The organism is Streptosporangium minutum, from assembly GCF_002149035.1.
Lineage (GTDB): Bacteria > Actinomycetota > Actinomycetes > Streptosporangiales > Streptosporangiaceae > Streptosporangium > Streptosporangium minutum.
Window position 1 is genome coordinate 12,304 of sequence record NZ_NGFP01000071.1, and the last position, 23,152, is coordinate 35,455.

Annotated in this window: 16 protein-coding genes and 3 pseudogenes; 12 read left to right on the top strand and 7 right to left on the bottom strand. The window is 71.5% G+C overall.

All coding sequences use genetic code 11. The features are described 5' to 3' along the window. Positions 1 to 16: 16 nt before the first annotated feature. Positions 17 to 4,504 (bottom strand): ThuA domain-containing protein, encoded by a 4,488-nt coding sequence (locus tag CA984_RS47925; RefSeq protein WP_086573492.1) that lies wholly within the window; start codon positions 4,502 to 4,504, stop codon positions 17 to 19. Positions 4,505 to 5,045: 541 nt separating this feature from the next. Here CA984_RS47925 and CA984_RS17265 point away from each other — a divergent pair. After that, on the top strand, positions 5,046 to 5,753 hold the full coding sequence (locus CA984_RS17265) for a type 1 glutamine amidotransferase (RefSeq protein WP_165781296.1): 708 nt from the start codon (positions 5,046 to 5,048) through the stop codon (positions 5,751 to 5,753). 259 nt (positions 5,754 to 6,012) lie between these two features. Here the strand turns inward: CA984_RS17265 and CA984_RS17270 are convergent, their stop codons facing one another. Next, positions 6,013 to 6,660 (bottom strand): TetR/AcrR family transcriptional regulator, encoded by a 648-nt coding sequence (locus tag CA984_RS17270; RefSeq protein ID WP_165781297.1) that lies wholly within the window; start codon positions 6,658 to 6,660, stop codon positions 6,013 to 6,015. A gap of 65 nt (positions 6,661 to 6,725) precedes the next feature. Between CA984_RS17270 and CA984_RS17275 the strand changes: the two genes are divergently transcribed. From CA984_RS17275 to CA984_RS17305, 8 genes and pseudogenes are all read left to right on the top strand, one after another. Next, positions 6,726 to 7,970 (top strand): MFS transporter, encoded by a 1,245-nt coding sequence (locus CA984_RS17275; RefSeq protein ID WP_086573499.1) that lies wholly within the window; start codon positions 6,726 to 6,728, stop codon positions 7,968 to 7,970. Beyond that, positions 7,960 to 9,540: a glycoside hydrolase family 13 protein gene (locus CA984_RS17280; protein WP_086573502.1), complete on the top strand. Its 1,581-nt coding sequence runs from the start codon at positions 7,960 to 7,962 to the stop codon at positions 9,538 to 9,540. The genes CA984_RS17275 and CA984_RS17280 overlap by 11 nt, the downstream gene beginning before the upstream one ends. Beyond that, the gene (locus CA984_RS17285) at positions 9,537 to 11,522 is read left to right on the top strand and encodes an alpha-galactosidase (RefSeq protein ID WP_086573533.1); all 1,986 of its coding nucleotides are present in this window, start codon (positions 9,537 to 9,539) and stop codon (positions 11,520 to 11,522) included. Before CA984_RS17280 ends, CA984_RS17285 begins: the two co-directional genes overlap by 4 nt. Positions 11,523 to 11,526: 4 nt before the next feature. After that, a pseudogene (locus tag CA984_RS48690) lies at positions 11,527 to 11,796 on the top strand (hypothetical protein); the annotation flags it as partial. Positions 11,797 to 11,890: 94 nt separating this feature from the next. Further along, positions 11,891 to 12,046 (top strand): fumarylacetoacetate hydrolase family protein, encoded by a 156-nt coding sequence (locus tag CA984_RS48695; RefSeq protein ID WP_278249028.1) that lies wholly within the window; start codon positions 11,891 to 11,893, stop codon positions 12,044 to 12,046. Further along, the gene (locus CA984_RS17295) at positions 12,046 to 13,059 is read left to right on the top strand and encodes a zinc-dependent alcohol dehydrogenase (protein ID WP_086573504.1); all 1,014 of its coding nucleotides are present in this window, start codon (positions 12,046 to 12,048) and stop codon (positions 13,057 to 13,059) included. The genes CA984_RS48695 and CA984_RS17295 overlap by 1 nt, the downstream gene beginning before the upstream one ends. Positions 13,060 to 13,106: 47 nt before the next feature. Continuing rightward, a pseudogene (locus CA984_RS47935) lies at positions 13,107 to 13,373 on the top strand (FAD-linked oxidase C-terminal domain-containing protein); the annotation flags it as partial. Positions 13,374 to 13,435: 62 nt separating this feature from the next. Continuing rightward, positions 13,436 to 13,933 (top strand): NUDIX domain-containing protein, encoded by a 498-nt coding sequence (locus tag CA984_RS17305; protein ID WP_086573507.1) that lies wholly within the window; start codon positions 13,436 to 13,438, stop codon positions 13,931 to 13,933. 224 nt (positions 13,934 to 14,157) lie between these two features. Here the strand turns inward: CA984_RS17305 and CA984_RS17310 are convergent, their stop codons facing one another. Next, complete coding sequence (locus CA984_RS17310; RefSeq protein ID WP_086573509.1) at positions 14,158 to 14,343, bottom strand: hypothetical protein; 186 nt, start codon at positions 14,341 to 14,343, stop codon at positions 14,158 to 14,160. Between the two features lie 67 nt (positions 14,344 to 14,410). Between CA984_RS17310 and CA984_RS17315 the strand changes: the two genes are divergently transcribed. Next, a complete protein-coding gene (locus CA984_RS17315; RefSeq protein WP_207620908.1) occupies positions 14,411 to 15,016 on the top strand; it encodes a maleylpyruvate isomerase family mycothiol-dependent enzyme in 606 nt (201 codons plus the stop codon). A 222-nt stretch (positions 15,017 to 15,238) separates the two neighbouring features. Here CA984_RS17315 and rox read toward each other — a convergent pair whose 3' ends face one another. Next, entirely contained in the window at positions 15,239 to 16,672 is a 1,434-nt protein-coding gene (gene rox / locus CA984_RS17320) for a rifampin monooxygenase (protein ID WP_086573515.1), read from the bottom strand. A gap of 515 nt (positions 16,673 to 17,187) precedes the next feature. Between rox and CA984_RS47940 the strand changes: the two genes are divergently transcribed. Both CA984_RS47940 and CA984_RS17330 read left to right on the top strand, forming a co-directional pair. Next, positions 17,188 to 17,454, top strand: a complete 267-nt coding sequence (locus CA984_RS47940) for a hypothetical protein (RefSeq protein WP_423229313.1) — start codon at positions 17,188 to 17,190, stop codon at positions 17,452 to 17,454. Between the two features lie 259 nt (positions 17,455 to 17,713). After that, positions 17,714 to 18,367: an HNH endonuclease family protein gene (locus CA984_RS17330; protein ID WP_086573520.1), complete on the top strand. Its 654-nt coding sequence runs from the start codon at positions 17,714 to 17,716 to the stop codon at positions 18,365 to 18,367. Positions 18,368 to 18,530: 163 nt separating this feature from the next. Here CA984_RS17330 and CA984_RS17335 read toward each other — a convergent pair whose 3' ends face one another. The 3 genes and pseudogenes from CA984_RS17335 to CA984_RS17345 form a co-directional block, all read right to left on the bottom strand. Then, a complete protein-coding gene (locus CA984_RS17335) occupies positions 18,531 to 19,154 on the bottom strand; it encodes a TetR/AcrR family transcriptional regulator (protein ID WP_086573523.1) in 624 nt (207 codons plus the stop codon). Beyond that, the gene (locus tag CA984_RS17340) at positions 19,144 to 20,034 is read right to left on the bottom strand and encodes an SDR family NAD(P)-dependent oxidoreductase (protein ID WP_086573525.1); all 891 of its coding nucleotides are present in this window, start codon (positions 20,032 to 20,034) and stop codon (positions 19,144 to 19,146) included. Before CA984_RS17340 ends, CA984_RS17335 begins: the two co-directional genes overlap by 11 nt. A gap of 142 nt (positions 20,035 to 20,176) precedes the next feature. Continuing rightward, positions 20,177 to 23,152 (bottom strand): annotated as a pseudogene (locus CA984_RS17345) (tetratricopeptide repeat protein); the annotation flags it as partial.

The following is a 23,152-nucleotide window of genomic DNA, read 5'->3' on the forward strand; positions in this document are numbered from 1 at the left end:
TGTGCCAGGCGGTCGCCTACTCGGCGGGATCCGCGGCGGCCTCGGTCACCGGAGCCTTGCCGTCCTTGGATCCGCGGACCAGGGTGAAGTCGTCCACGTCGAAGTTCGCCCCGGTGAACACCAGATACAGCCGGGCGGTGCCGGAGGGGACGTTCGCGAGCACGGTGGAGACGTCGGCATAGGACTCCCAGCCTCCGGTGTTCGGCACGGTGACGCTGCCGAGCGTCGGACCGGTCGGGGAGCCGGCGCGGACCTCGAAGCCGCCGGTCGGGTTCGGCGAGGCGACCCGGACCGTGAAGGCGGTGACGCCGGTCAGGTCCACGCCGTCGTAGGCCGCCCAGTCGCCGGGGTTGACGTAGCCGAGCACGGTGCCGCCGTGCGCGGGCCCATGCGGGTAGGTGTCCACCCCGTTGGCCTGGGACCAGCTCTCCGCCTGGATGACGGTGTCGCCGGCGGGCGGGCCGAGCTCCTTGATCCGGATGTTGCGGAACGACACCTCGTCGCCGTCGCCATGGTTCTGGAGCCCGATGTGCCCGTTCTTCAGCGAGCGGGCGGGGTCGGTGCCGGTGAAGTCGTTGATCCTCGCGCCGTTGAGGAAGATCTGCAGGCGTTCGCCCTCGACCCGCAGCTCGTAGGTGTTCCACTGGCCGGGCGGGTTGAGCGCCGCGTCCCGGGCGGCGAGGTCGGCGGACTTGAAGCCGTAGACCGAGCCGGTGGTCTTCTCCGGGGCGTCGGTGGCGTCGATCTGGATCTCGTAACCCTTGTCCACCGCCGACCACGGGTCGGTCGACGACGGGAAGCCGAGGAAGACGCCGGAGTTGTCGTCGCCGGCCGCCTTCCAGTCGAGCTTGAGCGAGTAGGAGGTGGTGTACTCCTTCGCCTTGTACCACAACAGGCCCATGCCGCCCTGGGAGGTCAGCGTGCCGCCGGCGTTGGCGAAGCCACCGGGCCCGGCCTGCTCCCACCCGGCGGTCGAGCCGTTGTAGAGGGCCGTGTAACCGCTCTCGGGGCGGCAGTCGGCCTGCGCCTTGCCCATGGCGTAGTCGATGCCGCCGAGCAGGTGCTCGCGGAACGCCGGCTCGGCGAAGGAGGCCGCGGTGTGCCCGCCGCCGGTGTAGAAGGACCGCCCGCCGTCGTACGGCTTGCACCAGGCGATCGGGTGGTCGGCGCCCATCTTGCCGCCGGAGTAGGTCGACTCGTCCAGGGTCGCCAGCACGTGGGCACTGGTCCTGGCGTTGGTCTTGTAGTCGTACCACTCGTCGGTCCGCTCCCAGGTGGCGCCCAGGTGCGCGGTCGCCGGGTGCGCCCGGTCCTCGACCTTGACCGTCGCCTTCTGCACCGCCGGATGGGAGGCGAACCAGGCGCCGACGAGGTTTCCGTACCACGGCCAGTCGTACTCGGTGTCGGCGGCGGCGTGGATGCCGACGTAACCGCCGCCCGCCTTGATGTAGCCCTCGAACGCGCTCTGCTGAGCGGCGTCCAGCACGTCGCCCGTGGTGTTGAGGAAGACGACCGCCTTGTAGGCGGCCAGGTTGGCCGCGGTGAAGGCACCCGGGTCCTCGGTGGCGGTCGCGGTGAAACCGAGGTCCTTGACGGCCTGGACGCCGGCGGCGATGGAGTCGTGCCGGAAGCCCGCCGTACGGGAGAAGACCAGGACGTCGCCGCCGCTCCCGCTCGCGGGGCCGGTCGGCATGGTGAACTTCTGGGCCGCGCTTCCGTTGCAGGTCCTGATGACCAGCTGGGCCGCGTCCGAGGCGTCGAGGCACTTGCCGAGCGCCTTCAGCGCACCGCCCTCGGCGGTCCACTTCTGCGCATTGGTGCCGTTGCAGGAGTAAATCTGCACCCGGGTGCCGTCGGCGCTGTTGGCTCCGGCGACGTCTAGGCACTTGCCGAGCGCCTTGACGGCCTGGCCCTCCACGAGCCAGGTCTGCGCGTTGGTGCCGTTGCAGGAGTAGAGCTGCACCTTGGTGCCGTCGGCGCTGTTGGCGCCGGCGACGTCCACGCACCTGCCGTCGGCGGCGTGGATCGGGCCGCTGCCGGCGCCCTCCTTGGCGAGGGTGAAGTCGTCGAGGTCGAACAGCGCGCCGGAGCCGCCGGTGAAGACCAGGTAGAGCGTGGTGGTCGCCGCCGTTGCGCCGTTCAGCGGGGCCTGGACGTCGACGAAGGTCTCCCAGCCGCCCGTCACCGGGACGGCGGCCTTGCCGAGCAGGGTGCCGGTGGGCGAGCCGGCCCGCACCTCGATGGCGCCGCCGACGCCGCCCGACGAGACCCGCGCCTTGATCGTCCCGGTGTCGTCGAGCCGGTAGGGCTTGAAGGCGATCCAGTCACCGTTGTGCACGTCGCCGACGGTCTTGCCGCCGTGCGCGGCCGCCTTGGAGATCTGCGCGATGCCGGACATCGCGGTGTAGTGCTCGGCCTGGCGGTGGCGCGGCTGCAGGATGTGCTGGGTGTGGGTGGTCAGCCCGCCCTTGTCGGTGTACTCGGCGTCGAAGACGGCGAAGATGTTGGCCGCGTCGTCGTGCTCGCCGTCGGCCGGGATCGTCAGCTCGCCCGAGCAGCCGTTCTTCGAGGTGATCTGGTGGCCGTGGCTGTCGTGGCCGAGCACGTAGGTCATCTTGACCTTGGCGCAGTCGATGCCGGTGTCCTCGGGATCGGTCACCCTGATCGTGAAGGGCACGGTGTCGCCCCAGGTGAACAGCCTCCCGGGGGCGGGCGACTCGATGGCCACGGCCGGGGCGGTGTTGCCGGCCGTGATGACCACGCTGGCCGTGCCGGAGTTGCCCTGGGGATCGCGCACGGTGAGCGTGGCGGAGAACTCGCCCTCGGTGGTGTAGGTCTTGGTCGGGTCCGGCTCGGTGGAGGTGGTGCCGTCGCCGAAGTCCCAGGCGTAGGTGATCGTGCCGCCCTCGGGGTCGGCGGAGCCGGCGCTGGAGAACTTCACGGTGAGCGGGGTCTTCCCGGAGGTCTTGTCGGCCTTGGCGACGGCGACCGGCGAGCGGTCCCTGTCCTTGATGTACTCGAAGCGGTAGAGCGCGGAGTTGGCGTCGCCGCCGAAGTATCCGGAGCCGTAGTCGAGGACGTAGAGCGCGCCGTCGGGCCCGAACGCCAGGTCCATCACCTGGGTGCCGGTCCACGGGAAATCGGCGATCTCGCCGCGGGTGCCGTCGGCCGCCACGTCGATCGCCTTGATCCACTTACGGCCGAACTCTCCGGCGAAGAAGTGTCCGTTGAGGTCCTGGGGGAACTTGACGGCCGAGTTCAGGCCGGCGTCGTAGCGGTAGACGGGGCCGCCCATCGGCGACTCCGAGCCGCTGCCGAACTCGGGCGGCGAACCGGCGTCCCCGCCGTACCTGATCCACGCCGCCTTCGCGGGCGGGAGCTTGTCCTGGCCGGTGTTGCGCGGCGAATTGTTGGCCGGGCCGCCCGTCGCGCAGTCGTACTTCTGCCCCGCGGGGCCCGAGGGGAAGGTGTAGTCGTTATAGGTCTCGGCCAGGGTGTTCGTCCCGGTGCAGTACGGCCAGCCGTAGTTGCCGGGCCCCGTGAGGCGGTTGAACTCGACCTGCCCGCTGGGGCCGCGGTTGGGGTCGGTGCTGCCCGCGTCGGGGCCGTAGTCGCCCACGTAGACCACGCCGGTGGCCTTGTCCACGGTCATCCTGAACGGGTTGCGGAAGCCCATGGCGTAGATCTCGGGTCTGGTCTTCGGGGTGCCGGGCGGGAAGAGGTTCCCCTGGGGGATCGTGTAGGTCCCGTCCGCCGGGTTCACCTTGATCCTCAGGATCTTGCCGCGCAGGTCGTTGGTGTTGCCCGAGCTGCGCTGGGCGTCGTAGACCGGGTTACGGCCGGCCCGCTCGTCGATCGGCGCGAAGCCCGCCGAATCGAAGGGGTTGGTGTCGTCCCCGGTCGACAGGTACAGGTTGCCCTGGGCGTCGAAGTCCATGTCGCCGCCGACGTGGCAGCACATGCCGCGGTCGGCGGCCACGTCGAGCACGGTCTTCTGCGACGCCGTGTCGAGCGTCCAGTCGGGCTTGACGGTGAACCTGGCCAGGCGGTTGACGCCCTGCCAGGCCGACCAGTCCGTGCCGGTCGCGGGCGCGTCCCCGGCCGGGGTGTTCAGGCGGGGCGCGTAGTAGAGGTAGACGGTCCGGTTGGCGGCGAAGCCGGGGTCCACGGCGACGCCCTGCAGGCCCTCCTCGTCATGGGTGTAGACGGGCAGCGTGCCGACCACGCCGGTCTGGCCCTGCGAGTCGGTACGGCGCAGCGTCCCGTCGCGTGAGGTGTGCAGCACCGACAGGTCGGGCAGCACCGCCATGGTCATGGGCTCGCCCATCTCTGCGACGCCCTTGGCCAGTTCGACGCGCTGGTAGTCGGCGGGGTCGATCACGTCGTGGGCCTGCGCGGGGGTGGCGGCCACGGTGAGCACGACCGTGCTCGACATGGCCAGGACTAAGGCGATGGTCCGCGCCACCCATCGGGACGTGCGGACGGTGAACCTGCTGGGGGGCATGGCGGAGGTTCCCTTCACTGGGGGGTGGGCCGCCGGGCATGGGCGGCCCGGCCAGGGGCTTGATGAGCGTGGACTTCCCCGCTCGTTCTGGCCGAGCGGGCGGGGAACCGCTTGACGGCCCCGTTCATGACGAACAGCGGTTCCGGTCCGGACACGCGTGTCTCCTTCACGGCCCGAGGGCACGCCGGCGGCGATGCGGAGCAGAAGACTTCCATCGGATTACGCCTTAAAAACCTACATATTTCGGGACGGTAGAGCCGACTTTTGATGATTGTCAACGAAACTCTGCTAACTAGCAGACATAACGAGGACCGAATTCAGCCTTTCCGTATCCGCGGTAAGAACGATGCCGACCCCGGGCGTGATGCAGGAAAGAAATGGTCAGGCCATAAATGCCGGGCGCTGCCCGCGATCCTCAGGGCCGGCCACGCCAGGAACCGGGCGTCCGCCTCGGTGGCGAGCACCGCTTGCTGTGCCGAGTACGGCGCCCGCTCCTACCAGCGCCCCGGCAGGGGCGGTAAAGTCGGGCCTCATGCCTGAAATGCCGCGTGTGCTTGCCGTACAGAACGAGACGAACGGGGGTCCTGGGCGGTTCGGGGAATGGCTCGAAGCCGCCGGGGTCACCGTCGACGTGGCCACCGCCTTCGACGGATCCGCCCTCCCCTCGCGGCTGGAGCACGACGGCCTGATCGTGCTCGGCGGCGGTTACCTGCCGGACGACGACGACAGGGCGCCCTGGCTGCCGGCCACCCGCGCCCTCGTCGAGCAGGCCCTCGCCCGGTCTGTGCCGTTCTTCGGCATCTGCCTCGGCGGGCAGATGCTGGCCTCGGTCGGCGGCGGGAAGGTCCAGGGCGACGCCGGGGCGCCCGAGCACGGCAGCACGTCCATCACCATGAGGGCCGAGGCGGCGGACGACATGATCTTCGGCGGGCTGCCCGCCGCCGTCCCGGCGATCGAGAACCACATCGACGCCATCACGGCCCTGCCGCCGGGCGCGGTCTGGCTGGCCGAGACCGAACGCTGCCCCTACCAGGCCTTCCGGCTGGGCGACCGCGCCTGGGGCGTGCAGTTCCACCCCGAGGCAAAGCCCGAACGCATCCAGGGGTGGGACGCCGAGTACACCCGCCGGCGAGGATTCGACCTCGACGAGCTGTATGCCGCCGCTGCGACCGACGACCCGCTCTCGCGGGCCGCCTGGGGCGAGGTGGCCTCCCGTTTCGCCACCTTGGTCAAGGAGGGACGTCCCTAGGCGGTGGAGGCCGCACACCTCGGCCAAGTCGTGAAGCAACTGCCGTTCCCCGGTCGCCGGCAGGTTGTTCCGGGCGCGGAAGTAGACGACGTCCGGGTCGATGTCGACGAGGCGCCCCAGCCAGAGCCGGTTGAGCGAGTTGCGGAACGAGGTCTCGCCGTCCGCGCGCACCCGGGGCACGTCGCCGCCCAGCGCTCCGAGCAGCAGCGTCGTGCCGTCAGCACGGCAGATCGCTGCCGGCCCGGCGATCACCCTTCTCTCACCTGCTCGGCGCCGCCGGGCGGTGGCGGGTGAGCTGGGCGAAGTAGGCGGTCAGGAGGGTGCGTGCCTGATCGATCATGGCGGGGTCGCCATCGCGCGAGTTCTGGAAGGCCAGGCGCAGGGCGATCCCGGTGGTCTCGATGGCCAGGCGCATGACCCGGTAGGGGTCGGGCAGCGGCGGCAGTCCGGCCTGGCCGGTCGCGAAGTCGTACAAGCGCTCGGCCAGGATGTCGCCGCCCTCCGGGATCTGGCCCGGCGGCAGGAAGGAGGCGCCGCCCACGCGGGTGTCGGCGAAGTCGACGACGGTGAATCCGGGCACGGTGCGGCGCATGCCTACGGTCTCCTCGATCACGATCTCGACGGCGCGTGGCCAGGTGAGTCCCGGCTCGTCGTCGGCCCGGCGGCGCAGCTGCAGCAGGAGCAGGTCGAGGTTGCGCAGCGCCAGGGCGCGCATCATGCCGGGCCTGCCGTCGAAGAACTGGTAGACCGTCGCCGGGGGCACGCCCGCCCGCCGGGCCACCTCCGCCGTGGTGAGCGCGTCGAAGCCGACCTCGTCGAGGAGTTCGGCGCAGGCGTCGAGGATGCGCTCCACCCGCTCGATGCTGCGCTGCTGGACCGGTCTGCGCCGGACGCCGGAATTCTCCATCTCCCCCTTAACATAACACCTCGTCATGTTCTAACGTGATGCCTCATCACGTTTGGAGGGCATGAGTGGGCGAGATCAGGATCGGTGACCCGCCGAAGGTGTCCTTCGGCTGGATGGCGCTGCTGGCCCTGGCGCAGATGGGCGTCATCATGGCGGCCACGGTAGGGGGCCAGATCCTGCTTCCCTCACAAGTCGCCGCCATCGATCCCGTGCACAAGGAGGCCTCGCTCGCGGTCGTGCTCGCCGTGGCCGCGGTGTGCACGGCCGTCGCCAACCCGCTGTTCGGCGCGATGTCCGACCGCACGGCCTCCCGCTTCGGCCGCCGGCGGCCCTGGATCGTGGGCGGCGCTCTCATCAGCGCGGCGGCCCTGACGTTCCTGGCCTTCCAGCAGACGATCGCCGGTCTGGTGGCCGGCTGGGCGGTGGCGCAGCTGGCGTTCACCGGCGCGCTGGCCACCGCCATCGCGACCGTGCCCGACCAGGTGCCGATCCTGCAGCGCGGCAAGGCCTCGGCACTGGCCGGGGTGGGGCAGCTGAGCGGGCCGTTGCTTGGCGGCGTCGTGGCCACGGTGCTGCTGACCGGCTCGCGCCCGGCGTTCCTGGCGATCGCGGTGCTCGTGCTGGTGCTGATCCTGCCGTTCGGCCTGCTCACGCGGGAGCCGGAGGCCGCGCCCTGCCCGCCGTTCTCGCTGCGGGACTTCGTACGTGGCTTCTGGGTCAGCCCGCGCCGCCACCCCGACTTCGCCTGGGCCTGGCTCAGCCGCATGCTGATCACGCTCACGCTCGCGATGGGCATCGGCTACCTGCAGTACTTCCTGCGCGACGCCGTCCACTACGAGAGCCTGTTTTCCGGCTCCACCGTCGAGCAGGGCGTGGTGGTGCTGGTGGCGGTCTTCACGCTGAGCAGCGTGGCGCCGACGCTGCTGGCCGGATGGCTGTCGGACCGCAGCGGGCGGCGCAAGCCCGCGGTCTTCGCCGGCGGCCTGACGATGGCACTGTCCGCACTGATGCTCACCACCGCCACCAGTTGGGGGTCGGCGGTCGCGGCCGCCGCGCTGCTGGGCGCGGGCTACGGCATGTTCGTCGCCGTCGACCAGGCCATGGTCACCCAGCTGCTGCCCGCCGACGCCGACCGGGGCAAGGACCTGGGCATCATCAGCCTTTCCAACTCCGCTTCGAACACGCTCGGCCCGGTCATCGCGGCGCCACTGGTCACCTCGGCCGGAGGCTATCCGCTCATGTACGGCGTGGCGGCCGCGTTCGCCGTCGCCGGCGCCACTCTCGTCTGGAGGATCCGCAGTGTCCGCTGAATGGTGGCGCGAAGCCGTCGTCTACCAGGTCTATCCGCGCAGCTTCGCCGACGCCGACGGCGACGGCCAAGGCGACCTGCGCGGCCTGATCTCACGCCTGGACCATCTGGCCGGGCTGGGCGTCGACGCGCTCTGGCTGAGCCCCTTCTATCCCTCGCCGCTGGCCGACGGCGGCTACGACGTGGCCGACTACTGCGACGTGGATCCGCGCTACGGCACGCTGGCCGACTTCGACCACCTGGTCGCCGAGGCCGGGGCGCGCGGCATCCGCGTGATCGTGGACATCGTGCCCAACCACTGTTCGGTGCGGCATCCCTGGTTCCAGGAGGCGCTGCGCGGTGTCGGGCGCGACCGGTTCATCTTCCGCGACCGGCCCAACGGCTGGCAGTCCAAGTTCGGCGGCCCGGCCTGGACGCAGGTCGAGGACGGGCAGTGGTACCTGCACCTGTTCGACGCGAGCCAGCCTGACTGGAACTGGCGCCATCCCGAGGTGGTGGCCATGTTCGAGGACGTGCTGCGCTTCTGGCTGGACCGGGGGGTGGCCGGGTTCCGGATCGACGTGGCCAACATGCTGTTCAAGCAGGACGGGCTGCCCGAGGTCGAGCTCCCGTCGGGCCCGTCGCTGATCCCGGCCGACGCCGCCGTGCCCTACGAGAACCAGCCCGAGCTGCTGGAGCTCTACCGCTCCTGGCGCGCGATCCTGGACGGGTATCCCGGCGCGCGGATGAGCGTGGCGGAGATCTGGTACGGCAGCGCCGGGGTGGCCAGGCCCTACCTGACGGGCGACGGGCTGGCGCAGCTGTTCAACTTCCGCCTCATGCCCGCGCCGTGGTCGGCTGCGCAGTTTCGGGCGGTGATCGAGGAGTCGCACCGGCTGGCGGTGGAGACGGGCGGGTCGATCCCATGGGTGCTGGGCAACCACGACGTGCCGCGCATGGTCACCCGCTACGGCATCGACCAGGACCTCGTGCGCGACCCGACCGCCGAGGTACTGCTCGGCCAGGTTCAGGTGGACGTGGTGCTCGGCACGCGGCGGGCACGGGCGGCGGCGCTGCTCCTGCTGGCGCTGCCGGGCTCGGCCTACATCTACCAGGGCGACGAGCTCGGGCTGCCCGAGCACCTGACCATCCCGGCCGGCGAACGGCGCGACCCCATGTTCGAGCGGACCGCGCGTACCTTCATCGGCCGCGACGGCTGCCGGGTGCCGCTGCCGTGGTCGGGGCAGACGATGCCGTACGGCTTCGCGGACGTCCCGGTGCGCCCGTGGCTGCCGCAGCCGGAGGAGTGGGGGGCGCTGAGCGTGGCGGCGCAGCAAGCAGACGAGGGCTCGACGCTGAAGCTGTACCGGCGCGCGATCGCCGAGCGCCGCCGCCACCCCGCGCTCGGCGACGGCGACCTGACCTGGCTGGAGCACGGTCCGGAGGTACTGGCCTTCCAACGCGATCCGGGCTTCACGCTGATGGCCAACTTCGGCGCCGAGCCGGTGCCCTTCACCGGCACGGTCCTGCTGGCCAGCGGGCCCCTCGACGGAGGCCTGCTCCCCCGCGACACCGCTGTGTGGCTCCGATGATCGCGGTAGGCGACGGCCTGTGGCTGCTGAGCACGCCGACGTCCGGCTATGCCGTACGACTGGTCGGCGACGCGACACCCACCTGTGCGCACTGGGGCCCTGCGCTCACCCTCGACCAGGCACGCGATCTGCCGGCCGGGCGGCCGGAGCTGCCGGTGGAGGGGGGCGCGTGGTTCGGCGTGGCCGGGCTGCAGATCAGGTACGGCGACGCCGTCCGCGGCGTGGAGTGGCGCCATCTCGGCCATGAGGTGGAGGACGACCACCTGGTGCTGCGCATGGCCGACAGGCACTACCCGCTGGAGATCAGCCTGCACTACCGGGTGCGGGGCGAGGCGATCGAACGCTGGACCACCGTGACCAACTCCGGCGCCGAGCCGGTCACACTGCTGCGCTGCGACTCGGCGGCGTGGAACCTGCCGCACCGGGACGGCTACCGGCTCAGCCACGTGAGCGGCGACTGGGGTCGCGAGTTCCAGCTGCGCCGTACCGACCTGACTACGGCGGAGACCGTGCTGACCAGCCGCCGCGGCCACAGCGGGCACCATGCCAATCCCTGGCTCATGGTCGACGACGGCCATGCCACCGAGGAGCACGGCGAGGTGTGGAGCGTCGCACTGGCCTGGAGCGGGAGCTGGCGGATCACGGTCGAGCGTGACCAGCACGACCGGGTCGGCCTCAGCGGGGGTTTCGGGCACGAGGGCCTGACCTGGCGGCTCGGCGCGGGCGAGTCCGTCGACACGCCGGTGTTCGCCGGCGTGTACTCGCCCGCCGGGTTCGGCGGCGCCAGCCACCGCTGGCACGATTACGCCCGCACGTTCCTGCTCGACGACCGGATCCGGCCCGTGGTCTTCAACTCGTGGGAGGCGACCGAGTTCGACATCTCCCAGGAGCAGCAGATGGCGCTGGCCGAGCGGGCCGCGGCGCTGGGCGTCGAGCTGTTCGTGATGGACGACGCGTGGTTCGGCGGGCGCACCAGCGACCGCGCCGGGCTGGGCGACTGGTGGCCCAACCCCGACCGGTTCCCCGAAGGGCTGGCGCCGCTGATCGAGCACGTCAGGGAGCTGGGCATGGCCTTCGGGCTGTGGGTGGAGCCGGAATCGGTCAATCCGGACAGCGAGCTGTACCGGGCGCATCCCGAGTGGGTGCTGCGCCAGCCCAACCGGCGCAGCACCGAGGTGCGCAACCAGCTGCTGCTGGACTTCTCCCGCGACGAGGTGGCCGCCTGGGCGCACGGCTGGCTCGACGACCTCGTGCGGCGGCACGACATCTCCTTCCTGAAGTGGGACATGAACCGGCCCTTCACCGAGGCGGGGGACGAGGTGTGGGTGCCGTTCGTGCGCAACGTCTACGCGGTCATCGACCGGCTGCGTGCCGACCATCCGCAGCTGGCCATCGAGGGCTGCGCGAGCGGCGGCGGCCGGGCCGACCTGGGCATGCTGGCCCGCACCGACCAGATCTGGACCTCCGACAACACCGACGCCGCGCAGCGGATCGCCATCCAGCACGGCTACTCGCAGCTCTACCCGGCGCGCACGATGGGAGCCTGGGCGACCGACAGCCCCAACGCGATCACCGGGCGGCTCACGCCGCTGCGCTTCCGCTTCCACGTCGCCATGAGCGGCGCCCTGGGAGTCGGCGGCGATCTGCTGCGCTGGACGCCGCAGGAGCTGGAGGAGGCGGCGGCGCTGGTGGAGCAGTACAAGCGCATCCGGCCCGTGGTCCACGGGGGACGGCTGGACCGGCTCGGGCCGTGGGCCGTGCAGTACACGCTCGGAGACGAGGTGGTGGTGTTCGTCTGGCGGCCCACCACACTGGTGGGCGGTGACGCGCCGGTACGGCTGCGCGGCCTGGACCCTGAGGGGGTCTACCGTGACGAGGACACCGGAGTGCTCCATCACGGGGCGCTCCTCCTGAGCCACGGCCTGCCCAGGCCCCTGCCGTTCGACGCGCTCAGCGACCTGAGGAGGCTGAAGCGGTGCTGACCCGGTGGGGACAGGTCCTCGATCCCGACGCGGTGCTGCCGGCGCACCCGCGGCCGCAGCTGGTCCGCGACAGTTGCCTCAACCTCAACGCCCGTCGGGAGCACGCGTTCGCCGATCGCGAGCCGGAGGTCTACAACGTGGACACCGTCCCCGGCACCGTCTGCGAACGCGACTACGACCCCGTCACCGGCAGGACAGGCCCGCGACGGGAGGCCCGGCCGGTCCGTGGCTGGTCACCCCCGACGAGATCCCGGACGTCAAGGACCTCGGCATGTGGCTGGAGGTCAACGGGGTGCGCCGCCAGACCGGCACCGCCAAGACGATGGTCTTCGACCCCGTACGTCATCGTGCACCATCTGAGCCAGTTCATGGTGCTGGAGCCCGGCGACCTGATCAACACCGGCACCCCGCCTGGCGTGGGCATGGGCTTCACCCCGCCGATCCGGTTGCAGCCCTGTGACGTCATGGAGCTGGGCACCGAGCGGCTCGGCAGCCGGCGCCGGCATGTCCTGGGCGCCCGGTAGTGCGCGCGCTGGTCGTCACCGGACCGGGCAAGGCCGAGCTCCAGGAGACCGAACCGCCGGTCGCCGCGCCCGGCGAGGTGATCGTGGACGTCGAGCGGGTGGGTGTGTGCGGCACCGACGTGGAGCTGTTCACCGGCGAGATGAGCTACCTGCACAGCGGTCGCTCGTGGTACCCCCTCCGCCCCGGCCACGAATGGTGCGGCACGGTCACCGCGGTGGGCGCGGATGTGGACGCCGACTGGCTGGGCCGCCGCGTCACCGGCGACACCATGCTCGGCTGCGGCCGCTGCCACCGCTGCCGTACCGGCCGCCACCACGTCTGCGCCGATCTGGCCGAGATCGGCATCAGCCGCGGCCGTCCCGGCGCGCTGGCCGAACAGCTCGCCGTCCCCGCCTCGGCGCTGCAACCGCTGCCGGACACCGTGGACCTCACACTGGGCGCGCTCGTCGAACCCGGCGGCAACGCGCTGCGGGCCGTCAAGGGCGCCGGCCTGGCGCCGGGCGGACGCCTGCTGGTGCTGGGAACCGGCACGATCGGCCTGCTGGCGGCGCTGTTCGCGCGCGCCCGCGGGATCGAGGTCCACCTGCTCGGCCGCGATCCCGAAGGGCTGCGCCTGGCCCGGACGCTCGGCTTCGAGGGCGCCTGGACCAGGCCGTCACTGCCGGAGCTGGCCTGGGACGCCGTGGTGGACGCCTCCAACGCCGGCGACCTGCCCGCGCTCGCGCTCGACCTGGTCGAACCGGCCGGACGGGTGGTCTGCATCGGCCTGGCCGGTACACCCTCCACCATCGACACCCGCCATCTGGTGCTCAAGGACGTCACCGCCGTCGGTGTCCTCGGCGGCTCGGCCGGCCTGGCAGGCGCTGTCGCCGCCTACGCCGACGCGTCCGTGGACGCCCGCCCCCTGGTGGCCGCCACGGTCGGCTTGGCCGAGGGCCTCGAAGTCCTGGCCGGTCACCGCCCTGCGGGGGCGGGGCAGGGGCCGAAGATCCACATCGATCCACGTCGTTAGAGCCACGAGGAGAGCACCAGCGCGACCCAGCCCCCAGCGGCACCACCGCCCTGCTGGAGGACGTCGCCGTCCCGGTGGCAGAACTGGCCGACCTGTGCGACGACTTGACCACCCTGTTTGCCCGGTACCACTACGAGCGCAGCGTCATCTTCGGTCACGCCAAGGACGGCAACCTGCACTTCATGCTCAACGAGCGCTTCCCCGCCGACCCGTACGTCCGGCCCGACCCGTTCCCCGGTCCACTCACCCCGCATGCCGTCGAAGTCCGGCCCTGCATCATCCGGAGCGAGGCCAGAACACAAGGTTTTCAGTGACCTTCTGGATGATCGATTCCAAGGGATCGTTCAGGCCGGAGGCAGGCGGGTAGCCTACGCGGATGCCCTTGGCACATCTGCGTCGTTCGGTCCGCGCGGTCGTTCTCGACGAAGACGACCGCATCCTGCTGTGTCGGTTGGTCATTCCTCAGCCGACCGGGACGATCGTTGTGTGGGCGGCGCCCGGCGGAGGCGTTGAGCGTGACGAAACCATCCTTGCCGCCCTACGTCGGGAGCTGCACGAGGAGGTGGGACTCGCCATTGACGCCGACCCGCCGCATGTCTGGCACCAAGAGGTCATCGAGCCTGGACACGCGGTGGGCTACGACGGAGTGGTCAACGACTACTTCCTCGTCCGCGTCGCGTCGTTCCACCCTCGCGGCGCGATGTCCGATGACGAGCTCGCCGCCGAGCACATCGTCGGCTTCCGCTGGTGGCGGCCATCGGACATCGCCGACTACTGCGGTCCCGACGTATTCTCACCGCGCGACCTGGCCACGCCGTTAGCGGCGCTGATCGCCGGCGGGGTTCCGGCCAGACCTGTGCCGCTCGGTCTGTGAGCCTGGCGCGCGACCTCGTTCAACGTCCGGACACAGCCCTGCCACCCGGGGGGGATTCGCGGACCGCCCGCGCGCATGGCGGGAGGGAGTCCGATGCCGGTTCCAATCCGGCCGAGAGCAGCACGCATACCGGAGGTGCGGGGCCCGGACGTGCGGGCACACGGCCCGGGACTCCACCCGGAACAGCAGGTCGGTCTGCGGTTTCCGGTGGGCGGCGTCTGCGGTTACCTCTTCAAGGGGGTGTTCTCGGTGGTGAGCAGCGCGCCGGTCTCGCGCTGCTCGTAGCGCGGCTCGGGCACGGCCGGTACGGCTCCAGCCACCGCCGCCCCGCCGCCCCGGTGTCGTGGACCGAGCATGCGGCGGCAGTGGGCGTGCAGCGGCTGGACGGGTTCGGTGAGATCTTTCCCCATGAGCGACGATTCCGCTTCATCGCCGCAGTCCTACCGGGTGACCCTTCGACGGAGAGGAATCCCGACCGTGACCCGACCGCGTGACATCTGGCCGCTCATCCACGCCGAGCGCGCCGCCCTGGCCGACGACCTGGCCGAGCTGACGGACGAGCAGTGGACCACGCCGTCCCTGTGTGAGGGGTTGTCAGTGCGCGAGGTGCTGGCCCACATCACCGTGGCGGCCGGCATCGGACCGATGAACTGGCTGGCCGGGGTGATCCGCGCCCGCTTCGACTTCGACCGCCAGGTGGCCGAGCGTCTGGCCACGCGTCTGGGCGCCACCCCGCAGGAGACGCTCGCCGCCTTCCGCGCCGTTGTCGCCAGCAGGACCAAGCCGCCGCTACCGGTGGTGGCGATGCTGGGCGAGGCGATCGTCCACGGCGAGGACATCAGGCGCCCGCTGGGCATCCGCCGTGCCTATCCGATTGAGACGCTGACCCTTCTGGCCGAGTACTACTCCCACTCGAACCTGATGCTCGACTCCAAGCAGCACGTGCAGGGGGTACGACTGATCGCGACCGACGGGCCGTTCCGGTACGGCACGGGCCCCGAGGTCACCGGCACCACGCTGGCCCTGACGATGGCGATGACCGGCAGGAAGGGATACTGGGAGGAGCTCACGAGGACCGGGTGACGAGCCGCCAGGGGGCCGGTAGTGATCGCCGAAAATCCAACGGATATGTCTTCCACCGGCTCAGCTGATCTTTGATCCGCGAGTTCGTTGATCATGTGAATGTATCGGATGACCGCGGTGCGCCCAGGTCATGCGATATGCGAAAGGCTGTGCGCTCGCAGCTCCACCGGCCACTCAGGCGTCTCGATCAAGGCCCCACCCTTTCGGGCCACGACCGCGCGCTCAGCCGGCGGCGCCGAACCACTTGGGCAGCCGGCTGAGCAGATCCCGCTGATCTTCACCGACCCACGCCACGTGGCCGTCCGGCCGCAGCAGCGCCGCGGGCGCGTCCAGTTCCTCGCTGACGTCGACGACGTGGTCGACCCGGTCCGCCCAGCCCTCCACCGACAGCCGGCCGGTCTGGTCGAGCAGGAGCCCGCGGCCGCCGTGCATCAGCTCGTAGAGGCGACCTCGCTTCAGTCCGATGTCCCGCATCCGCCGGCCGAGCAGTTCGTGGCCCTCGCCGAAGTCGTAGCGGACCCCGACCGCGGTGATGATCCCGGTCACGTACCGGTTCACCTCCTCGAAGTCCATCAGCTTCCCGAACAGCTCCCGCAGCGCGGTCGCACCCGGATCGGTCCCCAGCAGCGTGATCTGCGCGCGGGTGTTGTCCAGCACGCGGGCGCCCACCGGGTGCCGTTCGGCGTGGTAGCTGTCCAGCAGCCCCTCCGGCGCCCAGCCGTTGACCGCGGCGGCCAGTTTCCAGCCGAGGTTGAACGCGTCCTGCACGCCGAGGTTGAGCCCCTGCCCGCCGGTCGGCGGGTGGATGTGCGCCGCGTCGCCGGCCAGCAGCACCCGGTCGACCCGGTAGCGCTCGGCCTGCCGGGTGGCGTCGCCGAACCGGGACAGCCAGCGCGGCGAGTGCACGCCGAAGTCGGTGCCCGCGAAGGCCCGCAGCTGCTGCTTGAACTCCTCGAGGGTCGGCGCGGTCGTACGGTCCTCGGCCACTTTGTCGGCGGGCACGACGATGCGGTAGACCTCCTCGTTCCCGTCCCCGGCGAGGACGACGCCGAACCGCAGTTGGGTCTTGCGGACCTCCGCGACGACGGCAGCGATCGTCGCCGGATCCTCAGTCACCTCCATATCACCCAGCAGCGTCTCGACCTTGGCGGGCTCGCCGGGGAAACCGACGCCGAGCCGCTTGCGCACCGTACTGCGGGCGCCGTCGCACCCGACGAGGTAGCGCGAGCGCAGGTGCGTGCCGTCCGCCAGCTCGACGGTCACCCCGTCCTCGTCCTGGCTCAGCCCGACCACTTCGCAGCCGCGCCGGATCTCGGCACCGAGCTCGAGGGCACGCTCGTTGAGCAGCCGCTCGATGACCGGCTGCGGGGTGGCGAGGCCGTAGGGGTGAGCCGTGTCCAACCGGGCCGGCCACGGCTTGACGATGCCGCCGAAGAGACCGCCGACCTGGAACTTCTCGCTGACCGCGAGGAACCGGTCCAGCAGGCCGCGCTGGTCCATCATCTCGACGCTGCGCGTGTGCAGGCCTCGCCCGCGGGACTGCCCGGTCGGCTCGGTCAACTTCTCCAGCACGACCACGCGCACTCCGGCCAGCCGCAACTCGCCGGCCAGCATCAAGCCGGTCGGTCCGCCGCCGGCCACGATCACGTCAATCATGAGAACCCCCGTTCAATGAGATTGATTTTCGGCCGGCTGCCCCGCGCAGCCCGGCGGCGCGCACACCCGCACCTCCGCGCGTCTCCCCGCAACCGCACCCCGAGTCCCGCGGGCGGTTCGACGTTCCCGCGCAGCCCATACGTCGACGACGACACACGCACTTCGCGGATCTGTCGTTTCCGCAGGTTCTGGCCTTGGCCGATCATTCTGCGGCACGACCCGGTTCTTGCCGCAAGCCCCCCGGTGCGCTATAGGTTGAGAGTGGAAAGGAGTGGGTGCTCTCCTTACCCCTTGTCGTCCGCTGTGGGCGGACGACCTCCTCTCGAAGCGGTGCCGTCCACCACCGCCGCCCGCCGGTGATCGGGCGCCACGTCCTCCAGCGGGGCCGTCCCCGCCGGGTCGGGGAACCCGTCCTCCTTCAACGATGTCGTCGCAGCCCATGGGCGGTGCGGAAGACCGGCGGGGAGACAACCGAGAACGCCCGTCCAGGGCCACCGGAGACCAGCCCTTCCATCGTGCTGCTCACGCCGGCGCACCGGATCGAGTCCGAGCTCGGTGCCGCCCTCGCGCCGCTCGGGCTGACGGTCAGCAGGCTCGGCCTGCTCGGGACCGTTGCCGCAGGCGGCCTGCCCGCCCTGCACATCTATCCGCGTCAACGTGACGCCCTCGCCGACCCCGACGACGGCAAGCGGCTACGCACCCTGAGCATGCTCGCCGGGATCTACAACCTGCTGTGGGCGATCGTCGTGGTCCTCATCGTCCGCCCTGGGAGCCGCCCGTGACCGGTGGGTGGTGTTCTCCGGTGCCGCCACCACGTCCTCGGCCCGATCCAGCGTGATCAGCGGCGGCCGGCCCGGACGCTCCTCGTCCCGCAGACCCCGCGGCCGTTCGGCCGAGCACCCGCGCCGCCGCCCTCGGCCTCCACCCCCTGCCCGACCCCGGGCTCAGACGCCGACCAGCCGCATCCACTGGTTTTTCGGCGATTACCGCCGGGCCCCATACCACTGCCGCCGACAGGGAGTGACTGGTATAGGTGGAACCATGATCTTCTTGAGGCAGACGGTCCGAGTCGCCGTACTCACTCTTTTGGTCATCCCGATCACCGCTATCCCGCAGGCGGCAGCCGACTCGCGCAAGCGGCCACAGGCCGACGCCGGGGCGCCTGCCCGTCATATGCTGGCCCAGCTGAAGGTCGCCAGGCCGTTGTCGATCCGCGGTTACAGCCACCGGCGGTTCCAGCCCCGATGGGCGCACCACAAGGGCAGGTGTGACGCGCGAGAGGTGGTCCTGGTCCGTGACGGGCGGCGTGTACGCAGGAATGCGGCCTGCCACCCGGTCAAGGGCGTCTGGTACAGCCCCTACGACGGCAAGTGGCTGAAGAGTGAGAAGCAGGTCGACGTCGACCACGTCGTGCCGCTGGCGTACGCCTGGCGCTCCGGCGCGGGCAGATGGAGCCAGGCGCGGCGGCGCGCCTTCGCCAACGACCTCACCCGCCCCGAGCTGATAGCGGTCAGCCACTCCGTCAACATCGCCAAGGGCGGCCAAGGGCCGCAGAGCTGGCGTCCGCCGCGCCGCGGCTACTGGTGCCGCTATGCGACCTCATGGATCACCGTGAAGCATCATTACCGGCTCACCGTGACCCGCAAGGAGAAGGTGGCCTTGCTCAACATGCTCCGCACCTGCCGGGGACGATGATTCACCCGCCGGCCGGGACCTCCCCGGGACAACGGCGTCCACGAGGATCCCGCTGTCCCGGCTCGCTCGCCACGGGCATGTCACGATCTCCGCGGCAGAGCCGTTTCCGATTGCCGTCAGCCCAGATCACGCCGGCCGCCCATGGGGAGGAGATCCTGTCCGTTCACCGTCCGGTCCTGTCCTGCGGTGGACATTCGCCGCGGACCGATTGCCAGATGCGTTCGGGCAGCAGGCGCGCCGCGATCGTCAGGTCGACGTCGGGTGCTCCGGCGAGCCAGCGGCGGGAGGTCTCCGCCACGGGGCCGATCACCAGCATCTCGGTGAGAGGGTCGGGCAGGGCGACGACCTGCCCGGCCTCCACGTAGGGACGGAGCCAGTCGGCGATCCAGCGCATCCTGGACGCCTTCGCCTCCGCGATGCGCTCCGCGTGGGCCGGCAGGAAGCCGGCGTAGGACGAGGCATGGATGAAGCAGGCCGCCGGCCGGTTGTCCTGAGCGAACCGCAAATACGCTTCCACCAGGGCCCGTACGCCGGTACGGGCCGTCCTGGAGCGCTTGAGCGCGGCGATGAGCGCGTCGAGCAGTTCGGACATGCAACGGCTGTAGAGGGCCGCGGCGAGCCCGTCGACGCTGCCGAAGTGGTGGTAGAGGCTGCCGCTGCTGACGCCGGTCTCGGCGATCAGCGCGGTCATGGTCAGCCCACCGGGCCCCTGTGCCGCGTAGAGGTCGAGCGCCGCCGCCAGGACCCTGTCGGCGGTCGCCTCACCTCGCTGCTGCTTAGGTGACATCGTGCCGGACCGGCGGCGGGGTCGGCTTGAGGCCGGTGAGCTCCAGCGCCTGTGTCCAGAGCCGCTCCGCGAGCGCGGCGTCGGCGGCGACCGGGGCCAGCGGCTGCTCGGCGTCGATGTGGAAGTAGCGGCCGGTCTGCCCGGCCGTTTCCTCGGCCAGCGCGAGCCTGACGACAGGCCGGGCGCCCGCGTCCGGGCTCTTCCACAGCAGTTTCGCCGCCTTGAGCAGATAGCCCAGGGGGCCGCCGCGGTCCCCCAGCCCCGTGCGGATCACTCCGGGGTGAACGGCGTTGATCGTCACTCCGGCGTTCTTCCAGCGTTCGGCGGACCGCGGCACCAGCAGCAGGTTGCACAGCTTGGTGTCGGCGTAGGTCCGCATCGGGTGGAAGTCCAGACCGGTGGGGGTGCGCTCCGGATCGGCCCGCCCGTTGACGTAGAGTCCGGCACTGACCTGTACGACCCGCGCCCCGGAGGCGACCAGCAACGGCTCCAGCTCGTGGTTGAGCAGGAACGGCGCGAGATGGTTGGTGACGAAGGCCTGCTCCAGCCCGTCCTCGCCCAGCACCCGCCGGCTCGGCCACAGACCGGCGTTGTGGACCAGCACATCGATGCGCGGGCAGGTCTCGCCAAGCGCCCGGGCGGTCGCGCGCACCTTCCGGACGCTGGACAGGTCGCCGACGACGAGGCGCACCCGGGTCCCGCCGGACCCGGCGAGCGACGCCCGCGCCGCCTCCCCCCGCTCTCTGTCACGCGCGACCAGCACCACCTCGCATCCGTCCTGGAGCAACCGCGCGGCGACGGCGTATCCGATGCCGCGGTTGCCGCCTGTCACCACGGCCGTCCGGACGGGGGTGGAGCGGTGTGTCTCCGCGTTGTCCACGGCCGGGAGTCTAGTCGTCCGCGGCCGGGAGACCCGAGGAAATTTAGAGAAACCCTCTAGAGAATATCTCTGGATTTTGGGGTGCCACGGCCCCGGGGAGAGCACGTCGGCCTGGCGGTTCCCGCCGTGACCCGGCGCTGCCTCACAGGTTCCACGAGATGACCCTCGGCGCGGGATCACGCAACGCGTCCTCGCCGATCTCGCCTTTGATCTTGATCAGGCTCAGCAGGTTGTTCGCCGCGTCGACGTCGCCCGCCTCGGCAGCCCTGCGCCACCAAGGTTCGGCCTCGTTCAGGCGGTTCTGCCGCCGCAGCAGGCTCCCCAGCCAGTTCATCGCCCTCGTGTCGCCGGCCTCGGCGGCCCTGGCGTACCAGCGCGCGGCCTCGGCGGTCTCGCCCCGCCGGTCGTGGAGCTCGGCGAGGCGGCGGACGGCGTTCGCGTCGCCGGCCTCGGCCGCCCGGCGGTACCAGCCGGCCTCCTCCGCGAGATCGGTGTCCTCCTCGCGCAGCCATTCCGGCGCCGGATCACCAGTGATCCGCGACCATTGCGCGGACACTCCCTCCGGCGCCATCCGGTACGCGGTGCGAAGCAGGCGGTAGGCCTGGTAGGTGGTCGTGTCGTCCTTCTCCAGAGCGATCACGCCGGAGTGGCCGAGCCGGATCACGGCCGTCAGCGGCGCGGCGGCGTCCACCGGCCGGCCCGCCTCCAGGCGCAGGAAGCCCAGCAGCAGCGTCACCTGGAGGAAGTCGGCGCCGAAGCGTGCGAAGGAGCCCGCGACCAGCTCCTCCCAGAGCGGGGCCATCCTCTCGGCCACGTCCAGCGCTTGGTCCGGCTTCCCGCGGTGGGCGAGCAGGACCGCGAGATGGCGCAGCGCTCCGGCGAGGCCCGCCTGATGAGCGTCGGGATCGGCCTCGGCCAGGGGCTCGTAGATGTCCACCGCGCGCCGGGCGTGGGTCAGCGCCTCACCGGTCAGCCCGGCGGCCGTACATATCGCGACGAGGTTGCACAGGGACGCGGCGAGAGCCGGGCGCGTCCCGTCCTCCTCCCCCGCCGCCTGCTCGTACAGGGCGACCGAGCGCCGCATGGCGGCCAGGGCCTCATCCGTTCTCGACCCGGGGAACATGCACGCGAAGGTGCTCAGCGTGGACGCCAGAAGGAGGCGGTGGGCGCCGGGTTCCTCTGCGGCGAGGCGCTCGCCGAGGTCGAGCGCGCGGTGGATCGCGACGGTGGCGTTGTGCCTCTCCCCCACCTTGGCGAGCTGCTCGGCGAGCTCGGCCAGTACGGAGGTGAGCGTGGGCAGGAACAGGCCGGGATCCTGCTCGGCGAAGGACTCGTAGTAGTTGGCCGCGAGCCGCAGGCCCTGCAACGCGTCGTGGGTCCGGCCCAGCGCGGCCATGTGCCGTGCCAGGTTGGCGACGGCGGCGGCGAAGGCCTCATGGTCGGCGGCGGTGTGCAGGGTGCCGGTGTCCCAGTGGACGGTGACGATGGCCCGATAGACCCGGTATCTGAGGTCGGCGAGGAGTCGGCTGCGGGCCGGGAACGCCTCGGCCAGCTCCCACAGCGGCCTCAGCGACTCGGTCCGGCAGGGCATGCGCTCGACCGCCTCCGTCAGGGCCGACAGCAGCGGATCGGGGTTTTCGCTCTGCGGCGCGACCGCCACGGCGTGCCGGGCGAGGTCGGGCCGGCCGCCGATCAGGGCGGTGAGCGCGGCGGCGACGTCGGGCTGGTGGAGCGCGGCGCGGGCGAGGACCCGCAGGGCCTGCCGCGCCTGGGTGTCGGAGGGTTCGGCGAGGACGTGGGCCAGGAAGCCGGGGTCCTCGCGGATGACCGCCGCGACGAGGTGCTCGGCGAGCAGGTCGGGGTGGAGCGATCCCCAGTAGGCGCCGCCCGCCGCCGGATACAGTTCGTGCAACCAGGCCGCGACGCGGGTGTGCAGGTCCTCGTCTCCGGCGGCGATACCCGGCACGGCCGGCAGCAGGCGCGACGCCTCGGCCCGGGTCGACGCCCCGCACAGCGCGGCCACGGTCACCGCCCGGGCCAGGACGTCGTCATGCAGGTCGACGCGGTTGTTGGGCGCGCGCCGGACGGCGGTGCTCTTCCAGTAGCGCCGCTCGTGGCGCAGGATCTCCCGCTCGGGCGCACCGCCCGCGGCCGGGCCGCCCAGCACGGCGACGAGGGCGGCCATCTGCATGTCCAGCGCGGTGCGGTAGCGCCCGGCGCGCAGATCCGGTGCACCGTCGCCGGCGCCGGTACCGGGGTGGGCGCCGGCCCGGTCGTGTCGTCGACCGGGCTCCTGTACGGCGGGCGGATCCAGCGGGCCGGGTCCGGGCAGCCGCTGCAGGGCGGCGCGCAGCTGGGTTACGGCGTGGGTGAAGGCCCGCCGGCGGGCGGTGAGGCTGTCGTCCAGCACGGGCAGCGCGGTGACGTGGCAGGGGTCGGCCAGATGGGCCAGCTCGCCCAGATCATCGCCCAGGGCCTGCCACCAGTCACCCGCCGAGCGGGCCAGCAGCAACACCCGGGTCGGCGCGGCCCGTCCGGCCAGCGCGCGCAGCAGGTCCAGTACTTGCCCGGCGCGCGTCTCGGCGTAGTCGACGATGACCAGCAGCCGCTCGGTGCCGGAGGCCAGCCGGGCGAACGCCGCCCGCTCGCCCTGGCCGCCGCCGTCGCGGCGATCGGCCAGGGCCGCGATCACCCAGGAACCGGCCAGGTCGCGGGCGAAGGCACGGGCCAGCCGGGTCTTGCCCTGCCCGCCCGGTCCGGTGTACAACCGCACCCGTACCTCACCGTTCCGGTCGTCGCCGGCCTCGGCCCAGGCGCTCAGCGCGGCCAGTTCGTCCTCGCGGCCGTAGAAGCCCACCGCCTCGGCGTCGGCGCGCAACAGCATCGCCGGTGAACGCGGCCGCACCCGGGCCGGACCGGCCAGCACCGCCGCCAGCTCGGCCGGCTCGGCCATCGGCGGCTGCCCGGCCACCTGCTCGACGAGGGCGCGGAAGGCGGTGTCGAAGACGAACGCGCGGACCGCCACCACGCTCAGCCGGCCGGCCCCGTACTTCGGGGTCTCCTCCACCACCACCCCGACGACCAGGTCGCCGGCCAGTACCGCGGCCCCCGACAGGCC